Annotated in this window: 18 protein-coding genes; all 18 read right to left on the minus strand. The window is 60.9% G+C overall.

What is annotated here, in order from left to right:
- Window positions 1-12 precede the first annotated feature (12 nt).
- The 18 genes from FJW00_RS20655 to FJW00_RS20740 all read right to left on the minus strand — a co-directional run bounded on the left by FJW00_RS20655 (window position 13) and on the right by FJW00_RS20740 (window position 22169).
- The gene (locus FJW00_RS20655) at window positions 13-459 is read right to left on the minus strand and encodes a GNAT family N-acetyltransferase (protein WP_009089424.1); all 447 of its coding nucleotides are present in this window, start codon (window positions 457-459) and stop codon (window positions 13-15) included.
- A gap of 293 nt (window positions 460-752) precedes the next feature.
- Window positions 753-1265, minus strand: coding sequence for an Lrp/AsnC family transcriptional regulator (locus FJW00_RS20660; protein ID WP_009089422.1), 513 nt, complete (start codon window positions 1263-1265; stop codon window positions 753-755).
- 208 nt (window positions 1266-1473) lie between these two features.
- On the minus strand, window positions 1474-2790 hold the full coding sequence (gene gabT, locus FJW00_RS20665) for a 4-aminobutyrate--2-oxoglutarate transaminase (RefSeq protein WP_009089421.1): 1317 nt from the start codon (window positions 2788-2790) through the stop codon (window positions 1474-1476).
- A 113-nt stretch (window positions 2791-2903) separates the two neighbouring features.
- Window positions 2904-4037 (minus strand): M20 aminoacylase family protein, encoded by a 1134-nt coding sequence (locus FJW00_RS20670; RefSeq protein WP_009089419.1) that lies wholly within the window; start codon window positions 4035-4037, stop codon window positions 2904-2906.
- Between the two features lies 1 nt (window position 4038).
- Complete coding sequence (locus FJW00_RS20675; RefSeq protein WP_140925541.1) at window positions 4039-4965, minus strand: 2-hydroxyacid dehydrogenase; 927 nt, start codon at window positions 4963-4965, stop codon at window positions 4039-4041.
- Entirely contained in the window at window positions 4965-5807 is an 843-nt protein-coding gene (locus tag FJW00_RS20680) for a GNAT family N-acetyltransferase (protein ID WP_140925542.1), read from the minus strand. The genes FJW00_RS20675 and FJW00_RS20680 overlap by 1 nt, the downstream gene beginning before the upstream one ends.
- Before the next feature lie 10 nt (window positions 5808-5817).
- A complete protein-coding gene (locus FJW00_RS20685; RefSeq protein ID WP_046102142.1) occupies window positions 5818-7149 on the minus strand; it encodes an NAD(P)/FAD-dependent oxidoreductase in 1332 nt (443 codons plus the stop codon).
- 56 nt (window positions 7150-7205) lie between these two features.
- The gene (locus FJW00_RS20690) at window positions 7206-8870 is read right to left on the minus strand and encodes an ABC transporter ATP-binding protein (protein WP_009089411.1); all 1665 of its coding nucleotides are present in this window, start codon (window positions 8868-8870) and stop codon (window positions 7206-7208) included.
- Window positions 8867-9718, minus strand: a complete 852-nt coding sequence (locus tag FJW00_RS20695) for an ABC transporter permease (protein WP_058958297.1) — start codon at window positions 9716-9718, stop codon at window positions 8867-8869. The genes FJW00_RS20690 and FJW00_RS20695 overlap by 4 nt, the downstream gene beginning before the upstream one ends.
- Window positions 9715-10671: an ABC transporter permease gene (locus tag FJW00_RS20700; protein ID WP_046102143.1), complete on the minus strand. Its 957-nt coding sequence runs from the start codon at window positions 10669-10671 to the stop codon at window positions 9715-9717. The genes FJW00_RS20695 and FJW00_RS20700 overlap by 4 nt, the downstream gene beginning before the upstream one ends.
- A gap of 27 nt (window positions 10672-10698) precedes the next feature.
- Complete coding sequence (locus FJW00_RS20705; RefSeq protein WP_140925543.1) at window positions 10699-12306, minus strand: ABC transporter substrate-binding protein; 1608 nt, start codon at window positions 12304-12306, stop codon at window positions 10699-10701.
- Between the two features lie 81 nt (window positions 12307-12387).
- Entirely contained in the window at window positions 12388-13665 is a 1278-nt protein-coding gene (locus FJW00_RS20710; protein WP_140925544.1) for an NAD(P)/FAD-dependent oxidoreductase, read from the minus strand.
- Window positions 13666-13674: 9 nt separating this feature from the next.
- Window positions 13675-14343, minus strand: a complete 669-nt coding sequence (locus tag FJW00_RS20715; RefSeq protein WP_046102145.1) for a haloacid dehalogenase type II — start codon at window positions 14341-14343, stop codon at window positions 13675-13677.
- Window positions 14344-14371: 28 nt separating this feature from the next.
- A complete protein-coding gene (locus FJW00_RS20720; RefSeq protein WP_140925545.1) occupies window positions 14372-15841 on the minus strand; it encodes an aldehyde dehydrogenase family protein in 1470 nt (489 codons plus the stop codon).
- A gap of 446 nt (window positions 15842-16287) precedes the next feature.
- Window positions 16288-17745, minus strand: a complete 1458-nt coding sequence (locus FJW00_RS20725; RefSeq protein WP_140028943.1) for an NAD-dependent succinate-semialdehyde dehydrogenase — start codon at window positions 17743-17745, stop codon at window positions 16288-16290.
- A 160-nt stretch (window positions 17746-17905) separates the two neighbouring features.
- Entirely contained in the window at window positions 17906-18865 is a 960-nt protein-coding gene (cbl, locus tag FJW00_RS20730) for an HTH-type transcriptional regulator Cbl (RefSeq protein ID WP_009089396.1), read from the minus strand.
- Window positions 18866-19773: 908 nt separating this feature from the next.
- Window positions 19774-20691 carry a nitrogen assimilation transcriptional regulator NAC gene (gene nac / locus FJW00_RS20735; RefSeq protein ID WP_009089395.1) on the minus strand — a complete coding sequence of 306 codons (918 nt, stop codon included), beginning with the start codon at window positions 20689-20691 and terminating at the stop codon, window positions 19774-19776.
- Window positions 20692-21143: 452 nt separating this feature from the next.
- Window positions 21144-22169: an ABC transporter permease gene (locus tag FJW00_RS20740; RefSeq protein WP_181161923.1), complete on the minus strand. Its 1026-nt coding sequence runs from the start codon at window positions 22167-22169 to the stop codon at window positions 21144-21146.
- Window positions 22170-22185 lie beyond the last annotated feature (16 nt).

Below are 22185 nucleotides of genomic sequence, written 5' to 3' on the forward strand. Positions count from 1 at the left end.
TTAACTCCTGAGTCAGGGAGGGGGAAATTCCATCAGCGTCCCGGGGTGTTGCACCACACGCCAGCCGAGACGCTGGTAGACCTGATGCGCATCCTGGGTCGACAGCATCCAGCGATGCACCGTTTGCAGCTCCGGATGATCACGGACGCAGGTCGCCAGCCAGCTGCCCAGTCCGTGTCCACGCCAGTTTTCGTCAATGATGACGTCGCACAGCCAGCCAAAGCGGGTGTAATCGGTGATAAGACGGGCGAAGCCAATCTGCGCCTGCTGGTGATAGAGGCCAAAGGGCAGCGAACCGGCGATCGCCCGCAGGGTTTTCTCGCGCGGCTGGCCCTGTGCCCAGTAGGACTTCTCCGCCAGCTGGTGGTGTATCCACGCCAGGTCGAGCCGCTGACGGTCGGTGGAGACGGTGAACGCATCGCGCTGCCACTGCTGGTCAGCAATCAGTAATGAGCTCATAACAACTCCTGATAACGGTTAAAAACAGTCTAAGGGGGTTCGCTGATCGGGTGAGGCTGAAGCGCGCCCTGAAACCGGATGCAGCGACTGAATTTTGCGCCGGGAAGAAATTTTATGCTGAGAGGAGTCAGGCCGATGCATGATGCAGAGTGAACGGGCGGGTAAGGGAAAAATCCGGGTAAAGTGTGCAGGTCTGCACAGCCCCCGGAGCGCGGTCTGCGCCGGGTGCGGTGAATGGAGATAGTGACCCTCTGCCGTAAAAAGCGCAGAGGATCGGCCCCCGGCTCTGGTCACTACGCCCCGAGTTCGACAGAATTCTGCTTGTCGATAAGTGAACGCAACGGCACGCTGCTTTTCATGATGGGCGATTTGATCACGATATAACTGAAATATTTGTCGATGCCGATCTGCGCATCCAGCATCTTCTCAATCACTTCCTGGTAATGTTCAATGCTGCGGGTAATAAAGCGCAGCAGATAGTCGTAGCCGCCGGTGATCAGATGGCACTCCATCAGCTCATCGACACTGCGCATCGCCGTTTCAAACTTCATAAAATCTTCGCGGCGATGGCCCGACAGCGTGACTTCGGTAAAGACCGTCACAGAATCGGTAATGCGGGTGAGATTGATGTGGGCTTCATAACCGGTAATAAAACCAGCCTGTTCCAGACGTTTGACCCGTTGCAGGCAGGGGCTGGGGGAAAGGCCTACTGCGTCGGCGAGGTTAACGTTGCTGATACGGCCATCTTTCTGGAGTTGCACCAGAATGTTGATGTCGATGCGGTCGAGTTTCATTAAGCCGTTCATAGCACCCCTCATTGTCAGAGCCTGGCCCATCAGGCGTCAGTATTGCAGGCTGGCAATAACCTGGCCTGACGGGCCAGGCGCTTAAGCAAATGTTCAGAACCTCCGGAAGATATATCACGCTTTACGGTAAATGCGCCAGCGCTTCGCAGTGGTTATACCAGCAGGAGGTTTTTAAATTACTTCAATAAAATCAATGAGTAATCGCAGTTTAACCCAGACGGCCTGTGGCACGCGCCAGCGCAATATCGAAGATATGCAGCGCCTCTTCCAGCTGGGAGTCGGTCGTCACCAGCGGGGCCAGGAAACGGATCGTGTTACGGTGCAGACCACACTTGATCAGCAGCAGTCCTTCCTGACAGGCGCTGTCGAGGATCTTCTGCGTCAGGGCCGCATCCGGGCGGCCGGTTTCGAAATCGAGGATTTCCACCGCCTGCATAAAGCCCACGCCGCGCACATCACCGATGCAGGCATATTTATCCGCCAGCTGCCGCAGCCGGGCATTGAGCTGTTCACCGAGCTGGCAGGACCGCTGTAGCAGGTTCTCCTGCTCAAACAGATCCAGCACCGCCAGCGCCGCCGCACACCCCAGCGCATTGCCGCCGTAGGTGCCGCCCAGTCCACCCGGCGCTGGCGCGTCCATGATCTCCGCCCGTCCCACCACACCGGAAATCGGCAGGCCGCCGCCCAGGCTTTTCGCCAGCGTGATCAAATCCGGTTTAATGCCCAGCTGCTGGAACGCGAACATGGTGCCGGTTCGTCCGAAGCCGGACTGCACTTCATCACAAATCAGCAGAATGCCGTGCTGGCTGGTAATGCGTCGCAGCGCCTGCATAAAGGCCGGGCCTGCAGGCAGGAAGCCCCCGTCGCCCTGTACCGGCTCGATAATGATCGCCGCCACCCGCTCAGGCAGGATCTGTACCGCGAACAGCTGCTCCAGCGCCTTGAGGCAATCCGCCTCCGTAATGCCATGCAGCGGATTGGGGAAAGGCAGCCGGTAAATCTCGCCAGGGAACGGACCAAAGTTCTGTTTATAAGGGGCGGACATGCCGGTCAGGGTGACACCCAGCAGCGTGCGGCCATGAAATGCACCGTCAAAGGCGATGATGCCGGGGCGCTGCGTGTGTGCGCGGGCAATCTTCACCGCGTTTTCTACCGCTTCGGCGCCGCTGGTGAAAAAGACGCTCTTGTAGGCTTCGTCTCCGCCTACCAGCCGGTTCAGCCGCTCCGCTAACGCGATGTAGCCCGGATAAGCCACCACCTGAAAACAGGCGTGCGAGACCAGACCGAGCTGGCGGGTCACGGCGTTGACCACCGCCGGGTGGTTGTGACCGACATTGAGCACGCCGATGCCGCCGACAAAGTCGAGATAGCGATTGCCCTCCACGTCCCATACTTCACTGCCTCTGGCGCGCTCGATCACCAGCGGATGCGCGGTGACGACGCCACGCGGCACGTTCTGCTCACGTGCATCCAGTAACAGGTTGTTATCGGAGTATGCTTGCTGCTCTGCCATGACATTCTGCATTTTAAACCCTCATCCACGTAACGTTCGGTTGGCTCAAGTATCGCAACCTGTTGGTTTCCGACGCTGCCGTAATTCCGCAGGCAGCGGCATTTCCTGTCAAAATCCCGCTGCTTTCAGCAGGGAAATTTCTCTGCCAGCGCCTGACGAATCAGGGTGACAAACACGTTAACGCCATGCGGGATCAGCGCATCGTTAAAGTCGTAGGCGGCGTGATGTAACGGCCTGCAGGGCGCAGACCCCAGCCAGAGATAGGCACCGGGTCGCGCCTGCAGCATAAAGGCGAAATCTTCTGAGGTGAGCGCGGGCTGCGGCGCGGTTTCAGCGGCGATGCCCGCCTGTTTCAGCGCCTGCAGGCAGAACTGCGCCTCATCCGGGCTGTTCAGGGTCGCCGGGTAGTAGCGCAGATAGCGTACCTCGGCATGCAGGCCATGCGCGGCGGTGACATGTTCCGCCATCTGACGCAGCCGCGCTTCAATCGTCGCCTGTGCCGTCGGGCTGAAGGTGCGCACCGTACCGGTGATGTTCGCCTCCGCCGGAATCATGTTGTGGGAAAAGCCGCCCTCCATCCGGGTCACGGTGAGCAGCGCCGTTTCACAGGGGTCGAGCGCGCGTGAGACCAGGGTATTCAGCTGAACCACCAGCTCGCTGGTCGCCAGCAGGGTATCGCGGGTCAGGTGGGGCTGCGCGGCATGGCCTCCCCCGCCCAGCACCCGGATATCGAAGCGGTCTGCCGCCGCCATGATCGGGCCGGGCCGGGTCTGCACCTGACCCAGCGGCAGTTCCGGCCAGTTGTGAATGGCGTAGACCGCCTCACAGGGAAAGCGGCTGAACAGCCCGTCGTCGATCATCGCCTTCGCGCCCGCCAGCCCCTCTTCGGCGGGCTGGAAGATGAAGCAGACGGTGCCGTCAAAACTGACGTCACGCGCCAGTTTTTCTGCCGCCCCCAGCAGCATCACGGTGTGACCGTCGTGCCCGCAGGCGTGACTGACCTGCGTCACGCTGCTCTGCCAGGCGGTGCCGCTCTGATCCTGCATCGGCAGGGCATCCATATCGGCGCGCAGGCCAATCATCCGCTCGCTGTTACCCTTTTTCAGAATGCCGACCACGCCGGTCTGGCCGATGCCACGATGCACCTCAATTCCCAGCTGTTGCAGAAAGTTCGCCACCCTGTCGCTGGTGCGGTGCTCCTGAAAACCGAGTTCCGGGTGCGCATGCAGTTCGCGGCGCAGTGCCACTAAATGTTCCATCTCAATATCCTCGTGAGCGGTCGACCAGACCGTGCAGCGGCTCACCACGCTGATAACGGCGCAGGTTCTCCAGCAGCGCCGCAATGGCGCTCTCATTCTGTGTCTGGCTGGCAATGTGCGGCGTCAGCCACACGGCGGGATGGTGCCAGAAGGGGTGGCCCGGCGGTAACGGCTCCGGGTCGGTGACATCAATCACGGCGGCGCGGAGCTGGCCGCTCGCCAGCGCCTGCAGCAAATCGTCATGATTAAGCTGCTGACCGCGCCCGGCCTGCACCAGTGCCGCACCCTGCGGCATCTGCGTAAACAGGGTGTGATTAAGCAGCCCCTGGGTGGTGTCGGTCAGCGGCAGCAGGCAGACCAGAATCTCGCTGTGCGCCAGAAAGTCCGCCAGCTCTCCGGCACCGTGCCAGCAACGCACGCCGGGCACGTGGCGCGGTGTGCGGCTCCAGCCAGCGCAGTCAAACCCCAGTGCGACCAGCTGCTGCAGCGCAGCCTGACCGAGTTCGCCCAGCCCCATTACGCCCACCCGCCGCTGAGCCGCAGGCTTCACCTGATGCGGCTGCCACTGCTGCTGGCGTTGCTGATGAAGATAGCGTGGCATGTCACGATGCAGCCCGAGCACCGCGAAGGTGACATATTCCACCATGCCCTGCGTCAGGCCCGGCTCAATCATTCGTATGACCGGCAGATCGGGCGGCAGCGCGCTGAAGTCAAACTGATCGGCGCCGGCGCCGACAGAAAACAGCAGTTTCAGCCGGGGAAACAGCGCCGGAATATCGGCGGGGGGCTGCCAGGCTACCAGCGCCTCAACCTCTGCCGGATCGCCGGTCTCCGGCCAGATATGCAGCTGAATGTCGGGGGCATGCTCCGCCAGCCAGCGCTGCCAGATCCGTCCCCGCTCCGGTTCCGATTTATAGACGATATGCATCAGGCCATCGCCTGGGTCATTAAGCCAAAGGCCTGCATCCCCTGCGGCGTCCAGGGAGTGCCCCGGACCATCGTGGTCGGCGCATCCACCTGATCCAGCCCGAGGGTGTTGAGCCAGCTGGCCAGCGGCAGGCTGGCGTCGGTATCAATGCGCAGAAACTGGCCCTGCAGTGGCTGCATCAGGGTTGCCACCAGCGCCTGTGCCACCGGCAGCTCCGCGGCGATCACCGGCCCAATCGCCCAGCCGTGCCCAAACCGGCGCAGGCTGGCGAACCCCTGAATCTGCTGCTGATCGTCCTGTAACAGCAGGGTCTCACAGTCGCCCAGCAGATGGTTGAACAGCGCCGGACGATGCATGCCGTGCGCCTGCTCATCCAGCTTCACCAGCGCGGCGTGATCCGCTGGTGTCGCCGGTCGCAGATGCAGCCCGGCCGGGATCACCACGTCGGGCAGTGACGCCAGTGCGCGGGTCTGGTGCTGGCGGATCTCGCCGCAGCTGACAAAGCCGAGCTTTTCATACAGCCCTTTGCCCATTTCGGTGGCGTGCAGCCGCACGTTGCCGTCGGGGACTTTTTCCAGCTGCGCCAGCATCAGCTGTTTGCCGAGGCCCCGCCCCTGCTGCTGATTATCCACAATCACCAGTCCCAGCGTGGCGGCGTGTTCGCCCCAGCGCCAGAGCACGGCGCTGCCAATCACTCTGCCCTGCTCTTCAATCACCGTGCCTTCGCCCAGCTGCAGCGCCAGCTGCCAGTCTTCGCGTCGGTGGGGCCACTTCAGCGCCTGTGTCATGCGGTAGCACTGTTCAATATCATCTGGCGTCATTGCACGTAGTGTCAGGCTCATTGCGTTCTCCTTACATCATGCCTGGGGTGTCTAATCCGCTGCCGTCAACCAGACGGCTGTAGCGATAAGGGGCAGGGTCGACAATCGGGGTGGCCCCGGTTGCCAGATCGGCCGCCAGGCGTCCGGCACCCGGCCCGATGCCAAAACCGTGCGCGCTGTAGCCCGCCGAGAGCACCAGCCCCGGCAGTTTCGCCACGGTGGAGATCACCGGAATGGCGTCCGGCGTGCTGTCGATCATGCCGCCCCACGCCTGGGCCAGCCTGAGATTCGCCAGCGCCGGATATTCGCGGCGCATCGCGGCCAGCCCCTCTTCCACGATTCGGCTGTCTGCCGCCGGATCGAGAATGCGCACCCGCTCAAATGGCGACGGGCGATCAAAGGCCCAGCGCCCCATCGCTTCGGGGCCTTTGAAAAAGGGCGACAGGCCAAGGTTGAGGGTAAGATTCTTGCGGCGGCTTTTAAATGTCGGATAGAACTGGCGGGCATAACGCAGCCCCTGCGCACCCGGCTCCAGCCGTCCGCGCCCCGATACCGAGACGGTATAACTGCCGTCCATCTGCGGGCGGCAGGCGAAGCCCGGCGTATAGAGCGGCATCGCAATCGCCTGCTCTATCGGCTGCGTGCGGAAGGCCGTGCCGATGACATTGCCCAGCGGCAGATCGATGCCGTGACGACGGCAGAACATGGATGTCCAGGCCCCGGCGGCACAGATCACCCGGCTGGTTTTGATCAGCCCGCGTTCGGTCCAGACGCCGCTGACCTGACCCGCGGCGATATCCAGCCCGCGCACCGCACACTGCTGAAACAGCAGCGCACCTTTTTTCATCGCGCCCGCCACCAGGCCCGGCGCCGCCAGGCGGGGTTCCGCATGGCCATCCGTCGGCGCAGAGAGGCCGCCCCGCCAGGCGGTGGTACTGCCGGGCGTCATCGCTTTTGCCTGCTCAGCGGTAAGAATCGAGCTGTTGACGCCATACCCCTTAGCCATCTGGATCCACGCATCCCAGGCGGCGATGTCTGACTCTTCCCGCGTGGCGTAAACCAGCCCGCTGCGACGGAATCCCAGCTCTTCGCCGGTTTCCGCGTTCAGCTCCCCCCAGCGTTGCAGGGCATAGATGATCAGCGGCAGCTCCCGCTCATCGCGGTTCTGCTGACGACACCAGCCCCAGTTGCGGCTCGACTGCTCGGCCCCCACCAGGCCTTTTTCGATCAGCACAACCTTAACGCCCTGCTTCGCCAGTTCCCAGGTGGCGGCGGCCCCGGCAATACCGGCGCCAATCACCACCACATCGGCGGCGTCGGGAAAGTCCGTACTGTCCTGTACATAACGAATCGGTGCAGGCATAACAAAACGACCTCTGTTGTAAATGAAAAGGAGCACGCCATGACGCCAGCGGCCACCTACTCTGCTTTCAAAATCTCTTCATGCTCATCCAGCCAGCCCTGACGCAGCTCCGGCACAGCGCGTTTCAGCCGCTCAAAATAGAGCTCGCTGGTGGGCTTATCGTAGTCGCTGCGGGCCAGCTGGGTCACGATGCGCCCGCTTTTCATCACCACAATCTCGTCGCACACGGCGCGCACCGCGTGCATGTCGTGGCTGATGAAGATCACGGAGAGGCCCAGCTCCCGGCGCAGTTCACTGATGAGGTCGAGTACGGCGGCCGCCACCACGGTATCCAGCGCCGAGGTGACCTCATCACACAGAATCAGATCGGGCTCAGCCGCCAGCGCGCGCGCCAGATTAACGCGCTGCTTCTGGCCGCCCGACAGCGCCCAGGGACGCCGTCCCAGCACGCTGCGCGGCAGCTGCACCAGATCCAGCAGCTGATTGAGCCGCTGCTGACGGGCCGCACCGCTCAGACCATGAAACAGCGTCAGCGGACGCGACAGAATGCGCTCAACGCTGTGAGCCGGATTCAGGGCGGTATCCGCCATCTGGAACACATACTGAATGCGTCGCAGTTCGTTGTCAGGACGTTTCTGCATATCGCCCGCGATATAGTGACCGTTAAACAGGATGTGACCGTGACTCGGGGCGTTGAGCCCGGCGATGGCGTGCGCCAGCGTGGTTTTGCCCGAGCCGGACTCCCCGATAATGCCAATCGCCTGCCCTTTCCATAGCCTGAGGTTGACGTCTTCCAGGATGCGCACCTTCGGGTGGCCTTCCCTGTCGCGCGGGCCATAACCGGCGCAGAGATCGCGCACTTCCAGCAGCGGCTGAATATCGGCCGCCGCGGGACACCAGCTGCTGGGCCGCTCTTTCTGGCGCGCCGCATCCATCAGCAGGCGGGTGTACTCCGCCTGTGGCGCGCCAATCAGGTGTGCGGTGGTGCCATATTCCGCCATTTTGCCGCGCAGCAGCACCAGAATCCGATCGGCCATCTGCGCCACGACCGCCAGATCGTGACTGACGTAAATGGCGGTGACGCCGCGCTGCACCACCACCCGGCGAAAGGCTTTCAGCACCTCAACCTGGGTAGTCACATCCAGTGCGGTGGTGGGTTCATCCAGAATCACCACGTCCGGGTCGCCAATCAGCGCCATCGCCGTCATCAGACGCTGCAGCTGACCGCCTGACACCTGATGCGGATAGCGGTCACCGATGCTCTCCGGATTGGGCAGCGCCAGCTCACGGAACAGGCCAATCGCTTTTTCCCGCGCCGCTTTGCGGGTCAGGGTGCCGTGAATGACCACCGGCTCAATCACCTGATCGAGAATTTTCATGCCCGGATTAAACGACGCGGCGGCGCTCTGAGCGATATAAGCCACTTTATTACCGCGAAAGGCGCGCAGCTGGCCTGGCGTCAGGCTGCTGACGTCGGTGCCGGCGACGTGAATATTGCCCCCGGCAATCCGGCAGCCGCTGCGGGCGTAGCCCATCAGGGCCATCGCGATGGTGGTTTTACCCGAGCCGGACTCGCCAATCAGCGCCAGCACCTCGCCTTTCTGCACGGTAAAATGAATGTCGGAAACCAGGTCAATCTCTTCGCCGCGATCGGTCTGCGCGGTGACGCGCAGTTTATCGACCGAAATCACCGGCATGGCCGTATGGGGTGTCACGTTCATGCTCCCTCCTTCGCCAGCGTCAGCGGACGCATCGCCTGCAGGCTGTCGATAAACAGGTTGGCGCCAATGGTCAGGCTGGCAATGGCCAGCGCGGGCATCAGCACCGCCGGTGAGCCGTCAAACAGCCCCTGCATGTTTTCACGCACCAGCGTGCCCCAGTCGGCATAGGGTGGCTGCACGCCCAGGCCGAGAAAGCTCAGGCCGCTGAGCAGCAGCACGATGTAAACAAAGCGCAGGCCAAAGTCGGTCAGCATCGGGTGCACCATGTTAGGCAATATGTCGTGAATGGCGATATGCCAGCGACTTTCGCCCCGCAGCCGTGAGGCGCGGACGTAGTCCATGCTGCGCAGCGAGCTGGCCATGGCAAAGGCGATACGGAATGCGCCCGGCCAGTAGGTAAAGACCGCCGTCAGGATCAGCATCGGCAGCGACGAGCCAAAGACGGCGACGATCATCAGCGACAGCACTTTTCCCGGCAGCACCAGCAGTGCATCGTTGATACGGCCCAGTAACTCCTCCAGCCAGCGTCCCGTGACCGCCGCCAGCAGCGCCAGCAGCGTGCCGACCAGGCTGGCCAGCAGCGCCGCGCTCAGCGCCAGACCGATTGAGAACTTCGCGCCATAGAGAATGCGGCTCAGCATGTCGCGGCCAAGATAGTCGGTGCCCAGCAGGTTGTCCGCCGTCAGCCCGCCCATCAGCGGCCCGCCGCCAATATCATCGATGCTGTGCGGGGCCAGCGCGGTGCCGAACAGCGCCATCAGCAGCCAGAACAGGGAGATCAGCAGTCCCATCCGGCCAGACCAGGAGAGTGACTGTAAGAAACGCCAGGGCAGCAGAAGAGTATTCATGCGCTTCTCCATTTCGGGTTAAAGGCGATAGTCAGGATGTCGGCCAGCAGCAGCAGCACCAGATAGCAGGCGGCGAACAGCATGACGCAGAGCTGCACCACCGGCAGATCGCGGTTGCTGACGGCATCCACCAGCTGACTGGCCAGACCGGGATAGCTGAAGATGGTTTCGATGATGATCACCCCGCCAAACAGATAGGAGAGGCTGAGTGAAATCGCGTTGGCAATCGGGCCGACCGCGTTAGGCAGGGCGTGACGCAGCACGGCTCTGAGCGGTGACACCCCTTTCAGCCGCGCCATCTCCAGATAGGGGCTGTCGAGCTGATTGATGATCGCCGCCCGCGTCATCCGGGCCATCTGCGCCACCAGCACACAGCAGAGCGTCAGCACCGGCAGCGCATAGGCTTTGAGGTAACTCAGCAGGTCGCTGTCCGGGCTGCCGAACGACATCGCCGACACCCAGTGCAGCCTGACGGCAAAAATCAGCACCGCAACCGTCGCCACCAGAAACTCCGGGACGGCGACCGTCGCCATAGTGCCGATAACCAGCGCCCGATCGAGCCGTGACCCGCGATTCATCGCCGCGATGATGCCGATGAGCAGCGCCAGCGGCACGCAGATCAGCGTGGTAATACCCGCCAGTTCAAACGTCGCCGGAATGCGCTGGGCCACCAGCTGTGCGACCGGCAGATGGCTGGCAAACGAGGTGCCGAAATCGCCCTGCAGCATGCCTGTCAGCCAGTGGACGTAACGCATCAGCAAAGGCTGATCCAGCCCCAGCTGCTGCCGTAACGCCGCCACCGTCTCCGGCGTGGCGTTCTGCCCGAGGATCATCTGCGCCGCGTCACCTGGCAGCAGGCTGGTGATGAAAAACACCACCGCCGAGACGATAAGCAACGTCAGGATGCCGGCACCGGTTCGCCGGGCAATCAGGAACAGCATATATCGGTTCATCGGCGTTCTCCTTACTCAGGTTCCGGATCAGGCGGTCAGCCAGGCAAACTCATGGAAGCGATACCCCATCATCATGCCCGACGGCCAGGCTTCCACCCCTTTGACCTTTTTGCTGTAGCCATCGGTGGAGCTGATAAAGGTCGGGATGAGGGTGCCGCAGTGGTCATAGATCAGCGTCTGCATGTCGCCATACATCTGCTTGCGCTTCGCCTGATCGCGTTCCCCCCGTGCCGCCACCACCAGCTGGTCAAACTGCGGATTCTTCCAGCCCGATTCGTTGCTCGGCGCGGTAGAGAGATAAAACTGTGAGAAGAGCATGTCGAGCGTCGGACGCGGGTTTATCGAGCCATATCCCACGGGATCTTTAGTCCAGTGCGACGACCAGTAGCCGTCATACGGCACACGTCGCACTTTGATGTTGAGCCCGGCCCCGCGCGCAATCTGCTGGATCATCTGACCGCCTTCGGTTGCCCCTTCAATGTTGGGCGTGGTTACGATCTCCACCGTTGACCCGGCCATCCCGGCTTTTTTGATGTGGAATTTCGCCTTTTCCACATCCAGCGGGCGCGGTTTCAGGTCGGCATTGTAGAGCGGATGCCACGGTGGCACCGGGGTGTCATTACTGACGTCGCCGTAGCCCTGCAGGACCGTTTTCACCAGCATTTCGCGCGGCTGCAGATATTTCATCGCCAGCACAAAATCTTCGTTGCTTCCCGGCTTCACGTCGGTGCGAATAATCAGGTTGGTGTACATCCCCGATTTACTCTCCAGCACGCCGAAGTCGCTGCTGGCTTTGATGCGCTTGCAGTCGGCGGCGGTCATGGCCGCGACGATCTGCAGATCGCCCGACATCAGCGCATTAACGCGCGCGGCACCGTCGGTGACGCCTATCAGCTCCACTTCATCCAGGTGCGGCAGGCCCGGCTTGTAATAGTTGGGATTTTTCGTGCCGATGGCGCGCACGCCGGGCATAAAGGCTTTGCAGATGAACGGCCCGGTGCCGATCCCTTTGCTGAAATCTTTGGTGCCATCCTGCACGATTAAAAACGGCGGCGTGGCCAGCATGTAAGGGACATCGAAGTTGGCGCTGTTCAGCTCCAGCAGCACCTCATTGTCACTGACCGCGGTGAAGGTTTTGAACTGGTCGGCCAGCTTGAAAGCGATGGAGGCGATAGCCGGATCTTTGTGGCGGCTGAGTGAGTAGATGACATCTTTGGCGGTCAGCGGTTTGCCGTCATGGAAGGTCACGCCCTTGCGCAGCTTAATATGCCAGCTGACGCCATCGCCCGACTCCACCGATTCCGCCAGGGCCGGTTGCACCATCAGATTTTTATCCAGCTCGGTCAGGCCGCTGTAAAACATAAACTGGCGGGTATAGTCGGCGCTGTTGTTACTTTTGGCCGGGTCGAGCGTGTCGGTGGCCGACGCATTCGACATCGCCGCGCGCAGTTTACCGCCCTTCACGGGCTTATCGTCCGCCTGTGCTGCCCCGGAAAAACCGATCAGGCCGCTGCTCATCACCGCACCCGCGGAGAGGATTTTCATCAGGCTGCGGCGTGACAGTGTGCCTTCAGTGATCATGCGCGTCAGTGCCGGATTTACCGCATCAGCGTCGTTATTATCAAATTTACTCATCTCTGTACCCTCAATAGTCAGGCGAACCGGGGATCATTTTCTTACGGTGCTGGCAACCTGGCAGCCAGCCTCCGACGGGGGTTATGAAAGGCGATCCTTTGCTTTGTAATAGAGTCCTGCGAGCGGTAAAAACCATGGCTTACCGTGATAACCTGGCAGCGCGGGCCATGTCTCACGCTGCCAGGGATTGTCCGTCGCTTTTTCAGCCAGCAGGTCGGCCATGACCCGCCCCATCCAGACCGACATCTGGGTGCCGTGACCGCTGTAGCCCAGCGAGTAGAAAACGCCATCCTGTTCACCGGCGTGAGGCAGACGGTCGGCCGTCATATCGACCATGCCGCCCCAGCAGTAGTCCACCTGCGCCTGGCCGAGCTGGGGCAGCATCTGCGTCATCGCCCGGCGCAGGATCTCGCCACTGCGGGAGTCTGAGGTGGGATTGCTGACCGCAAACCGGGCGCGCCCGCCAAACACCAGCCGGCGATCGGCGGTGGTGCGGAAGTAGTTGCCGATATTCAGGGAGGTGACGTAGGTGCGGTCCTGCGGCAGCACCTGTTGCAGCAGCGCCGGGGCCAGCGCTTCCGTCACCACAATAAAGCTGCCGACCGGCACGATGCGGCGCTGAAACCAGGGAAAGGGACCGACGTTGGAGCAGCCGGTCGCCATCAGCACCTTATCTGCCAGCAGCGTGCCCTGCGCGGTGTGGACCCGGTGCTGATACCCCTTCAGCCGCTCTAATTTCGTCACGGCGTGATGGGGGAAAATTTTTGCGCCGCTGCGGGCGGCCGCTTCGGCCAGACCAACTCCAAACTTGCCCATGTGCATCTGACCGCCACGCTGCTGCAGCAGGCCACCGTGAAAGTCATCGCTGGCGATCTCGTCACGCACCGCCGTTTTGTCGAGCAGGGCGATCTCCGGGTCAACGGTGCGGCGCATCAGTTCATAAGCCTCCCGCAACCCGGCCATATGTGACGCTTTGCTGGCGAGCTTCAGCTTGCCGCACAGCCGGAAGTCGCAGTCGATCGCTTCGTCCTGGATCAGCTGCCGCACATAGCTCACGGCATCGTCAAACGCCCGGTAGAAGCGGCTGGCCTGCTCCAGGCCCTGACTGGCTACCAGCGCGGCGAAGTTCTGCGCCACACCGGTGTTGCAGTGGCCACCGTTGCGCGCCGACGCCTGGCTCATGACCTCGCCACTCTCCAGCAGCACAACGCTGATCCCGCTGCGCGCCAGGCTGAGCGCCGCCGAGACGCCGGTGAAGCCGCCGCCGATCACCACCACGTCAGCGTGGGCTGGCAGCGGTTCGCGGGCGGCACCGGTAAAGGCGGGAGCCGTGGCCTGCCAGAACGATTCCAGTTTCATGGGGGTTCCTCAGAGTCCGACGACGCCAGGCAGGCCGCCGATGTCGTTGATTTCGGTGTACCCGTAGTAGGGGTTTGCCGGCTCATGGCCGCGATTGACCCAGACTTTGTTTTTGATGCCGAGATCGTGTGCGGTCATCAGGTCATAGCGGAAACTGGAGGAGACGTGCAGGATCTCCTCCGGGCCGCAGCCGAGCTTATCCAGCATGTACTCGAAGCCCTTCATCTGCGGTTTGTAGGCACCCGCCTCTTCCGCCGTAATGGTCATGTGAATGGGCGCGCCCAGACGCGGGATATGATGCGGGATCAGATCTTTCATTGAGTTGGTAAGCAGCACGAGCGGAAACGCTTCGGCGACTTTCGCCAGACCGGCCGGCACGTCGGGATGCGGGCCCCAGCTCGCGCAGTCGGTGTAGATAAAGTCGCTGTCGGCTTTCTCCCAGCGAACACCCCATTTTTTACAGGTGCGCTGAATCGCATTGCTGACCACGTCGTAGTAGGGTTTCCATGCGCCCAGCACTTCATCCAGCCGGTAGGCTGAAAAGTCCCGGGTAAAGGCGTCCATGTCGGCCGGGTCGACGCGGTCGCTGAAACAGCGCTGCGCGGCGCCGGCCATATCGAAGCGAATCAGCGTGCCGTAACAGTCGAACGTGATAAATTTCGGTTTAAACAGAGCCATGTCACACCCTCATAGTCGTCAGTTGTGCTTAGAAATCGATAAGAACGCTCTTCTGGCGCTGGCAGGCCTGAAACGCCTGACGCCCTAAATCTTTACCAATGCCGGAGCCGAGAAAGCCGCCGGTGGGGATGATGAAGTCGCCGGAGCGGCCATAGCGGTTGATCCAGACGGTGCCGGCGTCAATGGCGCGCAAGGAGCGCAGCGCACGCGGCAGGCTCAGCGTGTGCACCCCGGCACAGAGGCCGTAGATCGCATGTGCCGCCATCGCCAGTCCCTGCTCTTCATCATCAAAGGTCTGCACCGTCAGCACCGGGCCAAAGATCTCCTGCTGCACCGCCGGGTTATCCTGGGTGACGTGGCTGAGCAGCGTAGGCTGCCAGAACCAGCCCTCGTCGGTGTCGGCAAAACGCGCACCGCCAACAATCACCTCGGCGCCCTGCGCTTTCGCCGCTTCAATGACCGAGCTGACTTTGTTGCCCTGGCGCGCATCAATCAGCGGCGCGTAGCGGCTGCTCTCCTGCCAGGTGACGCCCGGTTTCACTTCCCGGCAGAGCTGCGCCAGCCGCTCAACCAGCGGTTCGGCGATGTTGCGCTGCACAATCAGGCGGGTGCCCGCCACACAGGCCTGACCGCCGTTAGCGGTGAAGCCGCGCAGAATGCGCTGGGCCAGCACCTCAGTGTCGCCTGCATCATCAAAGACCAGCTGCGGACTTTTGCCTCCCAGCTCCAGCGTGACCGGTTTCATACCGAACTGTGCCGCGTCGCTCATGATGCGTGCACCGGTCTGCGTCGAGCCGGTAAACGACACTTTGCGCACCAGCGGGTGTTTCACCAGCGCACTGCCGGTGACCGCCCCACTGCCCTGCACGATGTTCAGCACCCCGGCCGGTAAGCCCGCCTGAATCGCCAGTTCGGCCATGCGCACGGTGGAGAACGGCGTCAGTTCAGACGGCTTCAGCACCACCGCATTGCCCGCCGCCAGCGCCGGACCGCATTTCCACGACGCCATCGACAACGGGAAATTCCACGGGGTAATCGCGCCAATCACGCCATAGGGTTCAGCGATCAGCATGCCGAGGCTGCTGTCGCGGGTGGGAAAGAGATCGCCGCTGTATTTGTCGGCGCATTCGGCATAGAAGCGAATCGCTTCGGCCGTGAAAGGGATTTCGTGCTGCACCACGTCGCTGATGGGTCGGGTCGACCCCAGCGCTTCCAGCTGGGCCAGCAGGGGATCCTGCTCTATCAGATCTGCCCAGCGACGCAGAACCCGGCCACGTTCCCGTGGCGCGCAGCCTGACCAGCCGCTGGTTTTCAGCGCCTGATGCGCCACGGTCACGGCGTGATCGACATCTTCTGGCGTGGCGTCCCGTAGCTGCGCATAGACCCGGCCGTCTGAGGGGCGTTTAACCTCAGACAGGGCACCCTGGCCTTGCACGTGCTGGCCGCCAATATAATGGCCAGCCGGAAGAGAAACGTTTTCAGGGTCGAAACTTAACATGGAATAATTCCTTATTTGTTACACCCATCAGTTGCTGGTTAATTTGTTTTTTCAGCCGCCGATTTCTGCGCGGGTAATAAGCTAATGCAGAAAGTATGCCAGCCGGGCAAAAAATAAAAATGCGTTTAAAACAGCGCAAAAAAATTTTCTGCCGTATTGCCGGATGATTTTTTGCGGAATTGCCGAACAATTAAACAGATGATTTACTTCACAAAAATCCTGCGCTCTGCTGGTGCAGCCTGCACGCAAATTGCACCAAAGCGGATATTCCGGGCAAGGCGGGTGATTAACTGAAGCCTGCCCCGCCGGTTTACTGACGCGCGTCACATCCCGAATCATTTCTTATGTTTTAAACCTGACACTTTGACGTCGAAAAAAATTATCCGGAATCGCCGCCAAAAAAAACGCCAGCCGGACAACCCGGCTGGCGTTTAATTACTCTTTATTCACAGACTGCCGATATGAAACGTTTTTTGTTCCAGATATTCGTCAATGCCGTAACGTGATCCTTCCCGGCCAATGCCGGAGAGTTTCACGCCGCCAAAGGGAGCCACTTCCAGTGAGATCGCACCGGTATTGAAGCCGACCATCCCGAACTCCAGCGCTTCCGCGACCCGCCACGCCCGCCGGATGTTTTCGGTAAAGAAGTAGGCCCCCAGACCATAGGGCGTGTTATTCGCCATGGCGATCGCCTCCTCTTCACTGTCAAAAATAAACAGCGGCGCGACCGGGCCAAAGGTCTCCTCATGTGCGATGCGCATCGAGGCGGTCACCTCACCCAGAACCGTAGGCTGAACAAAGGTGCCGTTGCCCTGGCTGATGCCGCCGGTCAGCAGGGTGGCGCCCTGGCTCAGCGCATCATCAATGTGACCATTCACTTTTTCCACCGCGCGGTCATTGATGAGCGGGCCGATGGTGCTGTCAGGCGCAAAACCATCGCCCACTTTCAGCGTGGCGACCGCCTCCAGCAGTCGTGCGGTAAAGCGTGCATAGATGCTGCGCTGCACCAGAATGCGGTTGGCGCAGACGCAGGTCTGTCCGGCGTTGCGAAATTTGCTGAGCATGACCCCGGCCACCGCAACCTCAATATCGGCATCCTCAAAGACAATCAGCGGTGCGTTTCCGCCCAGCTCCAGACTCAGGCGTTTGATGCTGTCGGCACTCTGCTGCATCAGTAACTGCCCGATCCGGGTAGAGCCGGTAAAGGAGATTTTGCGCACCGTGCGGCTCCCGGTCAGGGCCGCGCCAATCTCCGTGGGCAGGCCGGTTACTACCTGCAAAACCCCGGACGGGAAACCGGCGCGCTCTGCCAGCACGGCCAGCGCCAGCGCGGAGAGCGGCGTCAGTTCTGAAGGTTTGACGATGATCGGACAGCCAGCCGCCAGCGCAGGGGCCACCTTGCGGGTGATCATCGCAATCGGGAAATTCCACGGCGTAATCGCGGCGGCCACGCCGACCGGCTGTTTCAGCACCAGAATGCGGCGGTCCTCGCTGGGCGCGGGAATGGTATCGCCATAAATGCGGCGCGCCTCTTCGGCGAACCATTTCACGAAGCTGGCCCCGTACAGCACTTCCCCTCTGGCTTCTGCCAGCGGTTTACCCTGTTCGGCGGTCATGATGATTGCCAGGTCATCGGCATTCTCAATAATCAGCTGATGCCACTTCTCCAGCAGCGCGGCACGGCTGGCATTGGGCGTCCTGCCCCAGCTGATGCGTACCGTTTCCGCATAAGCAATGGCCTGCTCCGTTTCGGCGTATCCCAGCGCCGGGATCGTCGCCAGCGTTTCACCCGTGGCGGGATTGGTAACCGGCAGCGTGGCCCCCTGCTGCGCATCCTGCCAGCATCCGGCAAACAGCGCCTGCTGGCGCAGCAGATCGCTGTCGTTGAGTTGAAGTTGCGACATAACATCCCCCTGTAGTGAGCTGCTTCCACTTTATCGCGCCCGGTGAGTGCAGGATGTTGTTTCAGGGTGAGAGAGAGGCTGGCGAAGAGGTTTTAAGCAGGCTTTCGAAATTTTATGCCGTGGGGGAAACCCGGCGCATCCTGCCGGATGCGCGGAGTGATTAAATCTGGAAGTCGATAACCGGCTCGTCGTCGCTGCTGTACGAGAGCGCCTGACGCTTGATCTCCTCCAGTGACAGGTTAGCGTTGCAGAGTTCCAGGAACTGCCAGACATAGTTGCGTTGCAGCTGACCGCGCTTCAGGCCTAGCCAGACGGTACTGGCATCGAACAGATGGGTGGCATCAATGCGCACCAGCTCTTCACTCTCTTCGGTTTCACACGCCTGGTCGGCCAGAATCCCGACGCCTAATCCGAGCTTAACGTAAGTTTTCACCACGTCGGAGTCCTGAGCGCTGAGTACGATGTCCGGTTTCAGACCGGCGCTCTGGAAGGCGCGATCCACCCGGGAACGGCCGGTAATGCCCTGCCGGTAGGTAATAAGGGGATGGCGGCTGAGGGTGCTCAGCGAAACGGGCTGGTTCTGCACCAGCTCATGCCCTTTCGGCACCAGTAAGGCGTGGTGCCAGCTGAACCAGGGAAAGGCCGCCAGGCTGCTGTTGTTAACCAGCATCTCACTGGCGATGCCGACATCTGCCTCTCCCGCCAGCAGCATCGATACAATCTCCTGCGGGGAGCCCTGATTGAGTTCCAGCCGGACATTCGGATAGAGCTGGCGAAACGCTTTGATGATCTTCGGCAGGCTGTAGCGCGCCTGAGTATGGGTGGTGGCGATCGTGAGGATACCGCTGGTTTCATTGGTAAACACATCGGCCAGGCGGCGGACTTTACCCGCCTCATCCAGGATGCGTTCGGCAATGGTCAGCAGCGCCTTACCCGGCTCGGTCATCCCCAGCAGACGTTTACCGCGGCGGATAAAGATCTCCACGCCAAGTTCATCTTCCAGATCCCGGATGTGCCGACTCACACCCGACTGGGAGGTAAAGAGCGTGTTAGCGACTTCCGTTAAATTAAATTCACAGCGGGCCGCCTCGCGGATAATTTTAAGCTGCTGGAAATTCACGGTATTTACCTCCCTTTACATAATCTGATTCTGTGATGGTAAGAACTATTATTGATAACGGGAAATACTAAAAAATTTGGGTTTATGACTTTAGGGAATAAAGGGGTGGGGTTGTTCGTTGCGTGAATGCGGTGAGAAGATTGGCCTGGCAGGCCGGGCTTTAAGGGGGTTCGTTGCGCGAGCGGGCGCTGGGAGGGCTTGCAGCAAACGGGCTATGAGAGGGTTTCGTTCGCCGGGTAAACCGGGCAGTTTCAGTTTCGCCTCTGCAGGCGACCGACAAGGGGGCGCCAGTCGCCGCGCCCCCTTGACCCCGCGCTCCGGCCTGCCTCACCGCCGCTTCGCGGTCCCTTCGCTTCTTCCGGATTTCTCACGGACCGGCAGGACGCGCCATCCCTGGCGCGAACCCGCCTCTTCGCGACATCCCTGTCGCTCGTCCTGAAATCCCTCATCCGCTCAGCGGCTCAGACGGCCTCCCTCCCCGCTGTTAACTTTTCTATCTATCTGGCTCTCATATCGCGATGCGTTTAGGAGACTGCTTTAGCCTTCAGGCCAGCAGACAATGCTTCACATCAGAAAATAGAAGATTTCAAAGGCGGGGGAGAGGCATCCGGCGCGCTGAGGAGCAACCGGAGGCGAGGATGAGCCGACAGGACGTCAGCGAAAGGACGGCACGAGCCAGGGATGGCGAGTCCGGACGGTCCGTCGGCCGCAGGGCGTGACGAAGGTACCCCGCAACGCGGGGCGCGGAGGCTGCCGGACGCCGGGATTGTTAAGGGGCGGGCGTCCGCCCCTTGACGCGTCCGCCTGCACGGGCAGGCTGAAACTCCCTCACGCCTGGCAGGCGAAACCCTCTCAGAGCCGGCCCACCGCCAGGTGAAAACGCCCCGCGCCTGGCAGGCCCCCCAGTATTAACTCACTAACATCAGCTCCCGCTCCTCGTTCAGCGGCGTGTTCAGCAGCGACAGCAGGATGTTTTTCACCGCCTGTGCGGAAGGCGACAGCGGCAACCGCGCGGAGATGTTCAGCGACAGCGGCAGGCTGAGTGAGGGACTGTTGATGCGCGCCATCCAGGCATCCGTCGACCCCACCAGCGAACGGGCGGCGGATTCCGGTAATACGGTTACGCCCATGCCGCTGGAAATGGCGGCGGTCAGGGTAGAAATCGATTCAATCTCGCCGATAATGCGGGCGCTCAGGCGACGCAGGGAAAACGCCTCATCAACCCGCTTACGCACCGCACTGTAGTCGCGCGGCAGGAACAGGCTCATCTGCGCCACATCCGCCAGATCGACACTGGCACCCGGGCAGTCGGTGGCGCCCACCAGATAGAGATCCTCTTTCATCAGCGGCATGCTGTTGATCCCGGCTGTGGGCGCGCGGTCGTAGAGCACCGCCATATCCAGCTGACCGGACATCACTTTCTCATTCAGTACGCTGCCGCTGTTTTCGTGCAGGTAGACCAGGACTTCAGGAAACTGATCGCGAACGGTCTGCAGCAGCGGCATCGTCAGCGAAGAGGCTGCTGTGCCTGGTGCCAGACCAATTGAAACCTGACCACTGAGGATCTGACCGGCATTGATGACCGCCGTCTGGGCCTGCTCACACTGGCGCAGAATGGTGCGCGCATGACCGTAGAGAATCTTACCGGCCTCTGTCGGCGTGACGCCCCGCTTGGTGCGGATCAGTAACTGCTGATCCAGTTCATTCTCCAGCGTGGCGACCTGCTGACTGAGTGCAGGCTGGGCGATATGCAGCACTTCCGCTGCCTGCGTCAGACTGCCGATATCGACGATTTTCACAAAGTATTTCAGTCGTCTTAAATTCATCTTGCCTCCGTCACTAGCCCTGAATAGCGAATAGGATCTGCGTCCTTCGCCTGATGAGAGGGATTTTGCAAGATGCAGGCCAGGTTTAAATCTCGCTCCCTGACCAGGCTCGGGATTTTTCCTAACGGCCCGGAAAATAAGCGTTTCTGATTACCTCTTAGGGGTTAATAAGGATCGGGAATGGCTGAGCCGGGAAGCCAGACCGCCCGGACGCACTGTGACAGTGCATTTGCTGCGAGGCGGGTGTGCAGAAAAGTGATGACGGGTTGTACAGTTTTAGTGCAGTGAAAGGGCATGACATCGGCTGAAGGCCTGTCTGGCCTGCATCGCGGCTTAACCGGTCTGAAAACGATGTAACCGCTATCAGCGGGATTTCTTATCACAAAGCGCCGTGATGAATAAACAGCAGGTGCTGCCCTCTCCCTGTCGCTGAAGAGGGCAACGGTTGCCGGTCAGCGTTTTTTGCGGTTCCGATGCATATCGATAGAGACGGCTGCCACGATAATGATCCCTTTAATAATGTCCTGAATGTAGGCATCGACACCTACGAAGGTAAATCCGCTTTTAATCAGGCCGAGGATCACCGCACCAATCAATGTACCTGTGATACGCCCGACGCCGCCCATCAGACTGCTGCCACCGATAACGGCTGCGGCAATGGCGTCCAGCTCGTAGGACATCCCCATGCTTGACTGACCGCTGCTGACGCGCGCCGCCAGAACCACACCAGCCAGACCCGACAGGGCACCCGCAATGGTGTAGACAATGATCAGATACTTATTAACGTTGATCCCGGAGACTTTCGCCGAGGTCATGTTGCCGCCGATGGCATACACATATTTGCCGTAGCGGGTATGTTTCAGAGCGATATGGAACAGCAGCGCGACCGCCAGGAAAATCACGACCGGCATAGCGCCCTGGCCTATGGCGGTAAAGCCGTCAGAGAGGAAGCTGATCGGATTGCCCTGAGTGTAGTACTGCGCCAGGCCGCGAGCCGACACCATCATACCCAGCGTGGCGATAAAGGGCGGAATACCGGTGCGGGTAATCAGCACCCCGTTGACCAGCCCTGCCAGCAGCCCGACCCCAATACCGGCAGCAACCGGGATGACCGCGGGCATATTGACCAGTGACGGAAACATCGGTGAGAGACTGTCGGAGGTCTGCGCCAGACTTGCAGCCACCACCGCCGCCAGGGCGATCACGGAACCGGAGGAGAGATCGATACCGGTCGTAATGATGACCTGGGTCACGCCGACGGCAATAATCCCGATAATCGCCACCTGCAGCACAATCAGGATCAGGCGGTTGGTGTTGAGCAGGAAAGACTGGTCACGCACATACCAGCCGAACATTTCAAAAATCAGTGCAATCCCCACCATCACCACAAAAATGCCGGTATCTTTCGGCAGCTTATGACGCAGACTGGCAAAAAAAGAGGGTTGCTGCGGGGCTGCCGGGGTGGCAGTAACTTTCATATTGCTCATAGTGGTT

This window comes from Pantoea anthophila, from assembly GCF_006494375.1.
In the GTDB taxonomy this organism is placed as follows: Bacteria; Pseudomonadota; Gammaproteobacteria; order Enterobacterales; family Enterobacteriaceae; genus Pantoea; species Pantoea anthophila.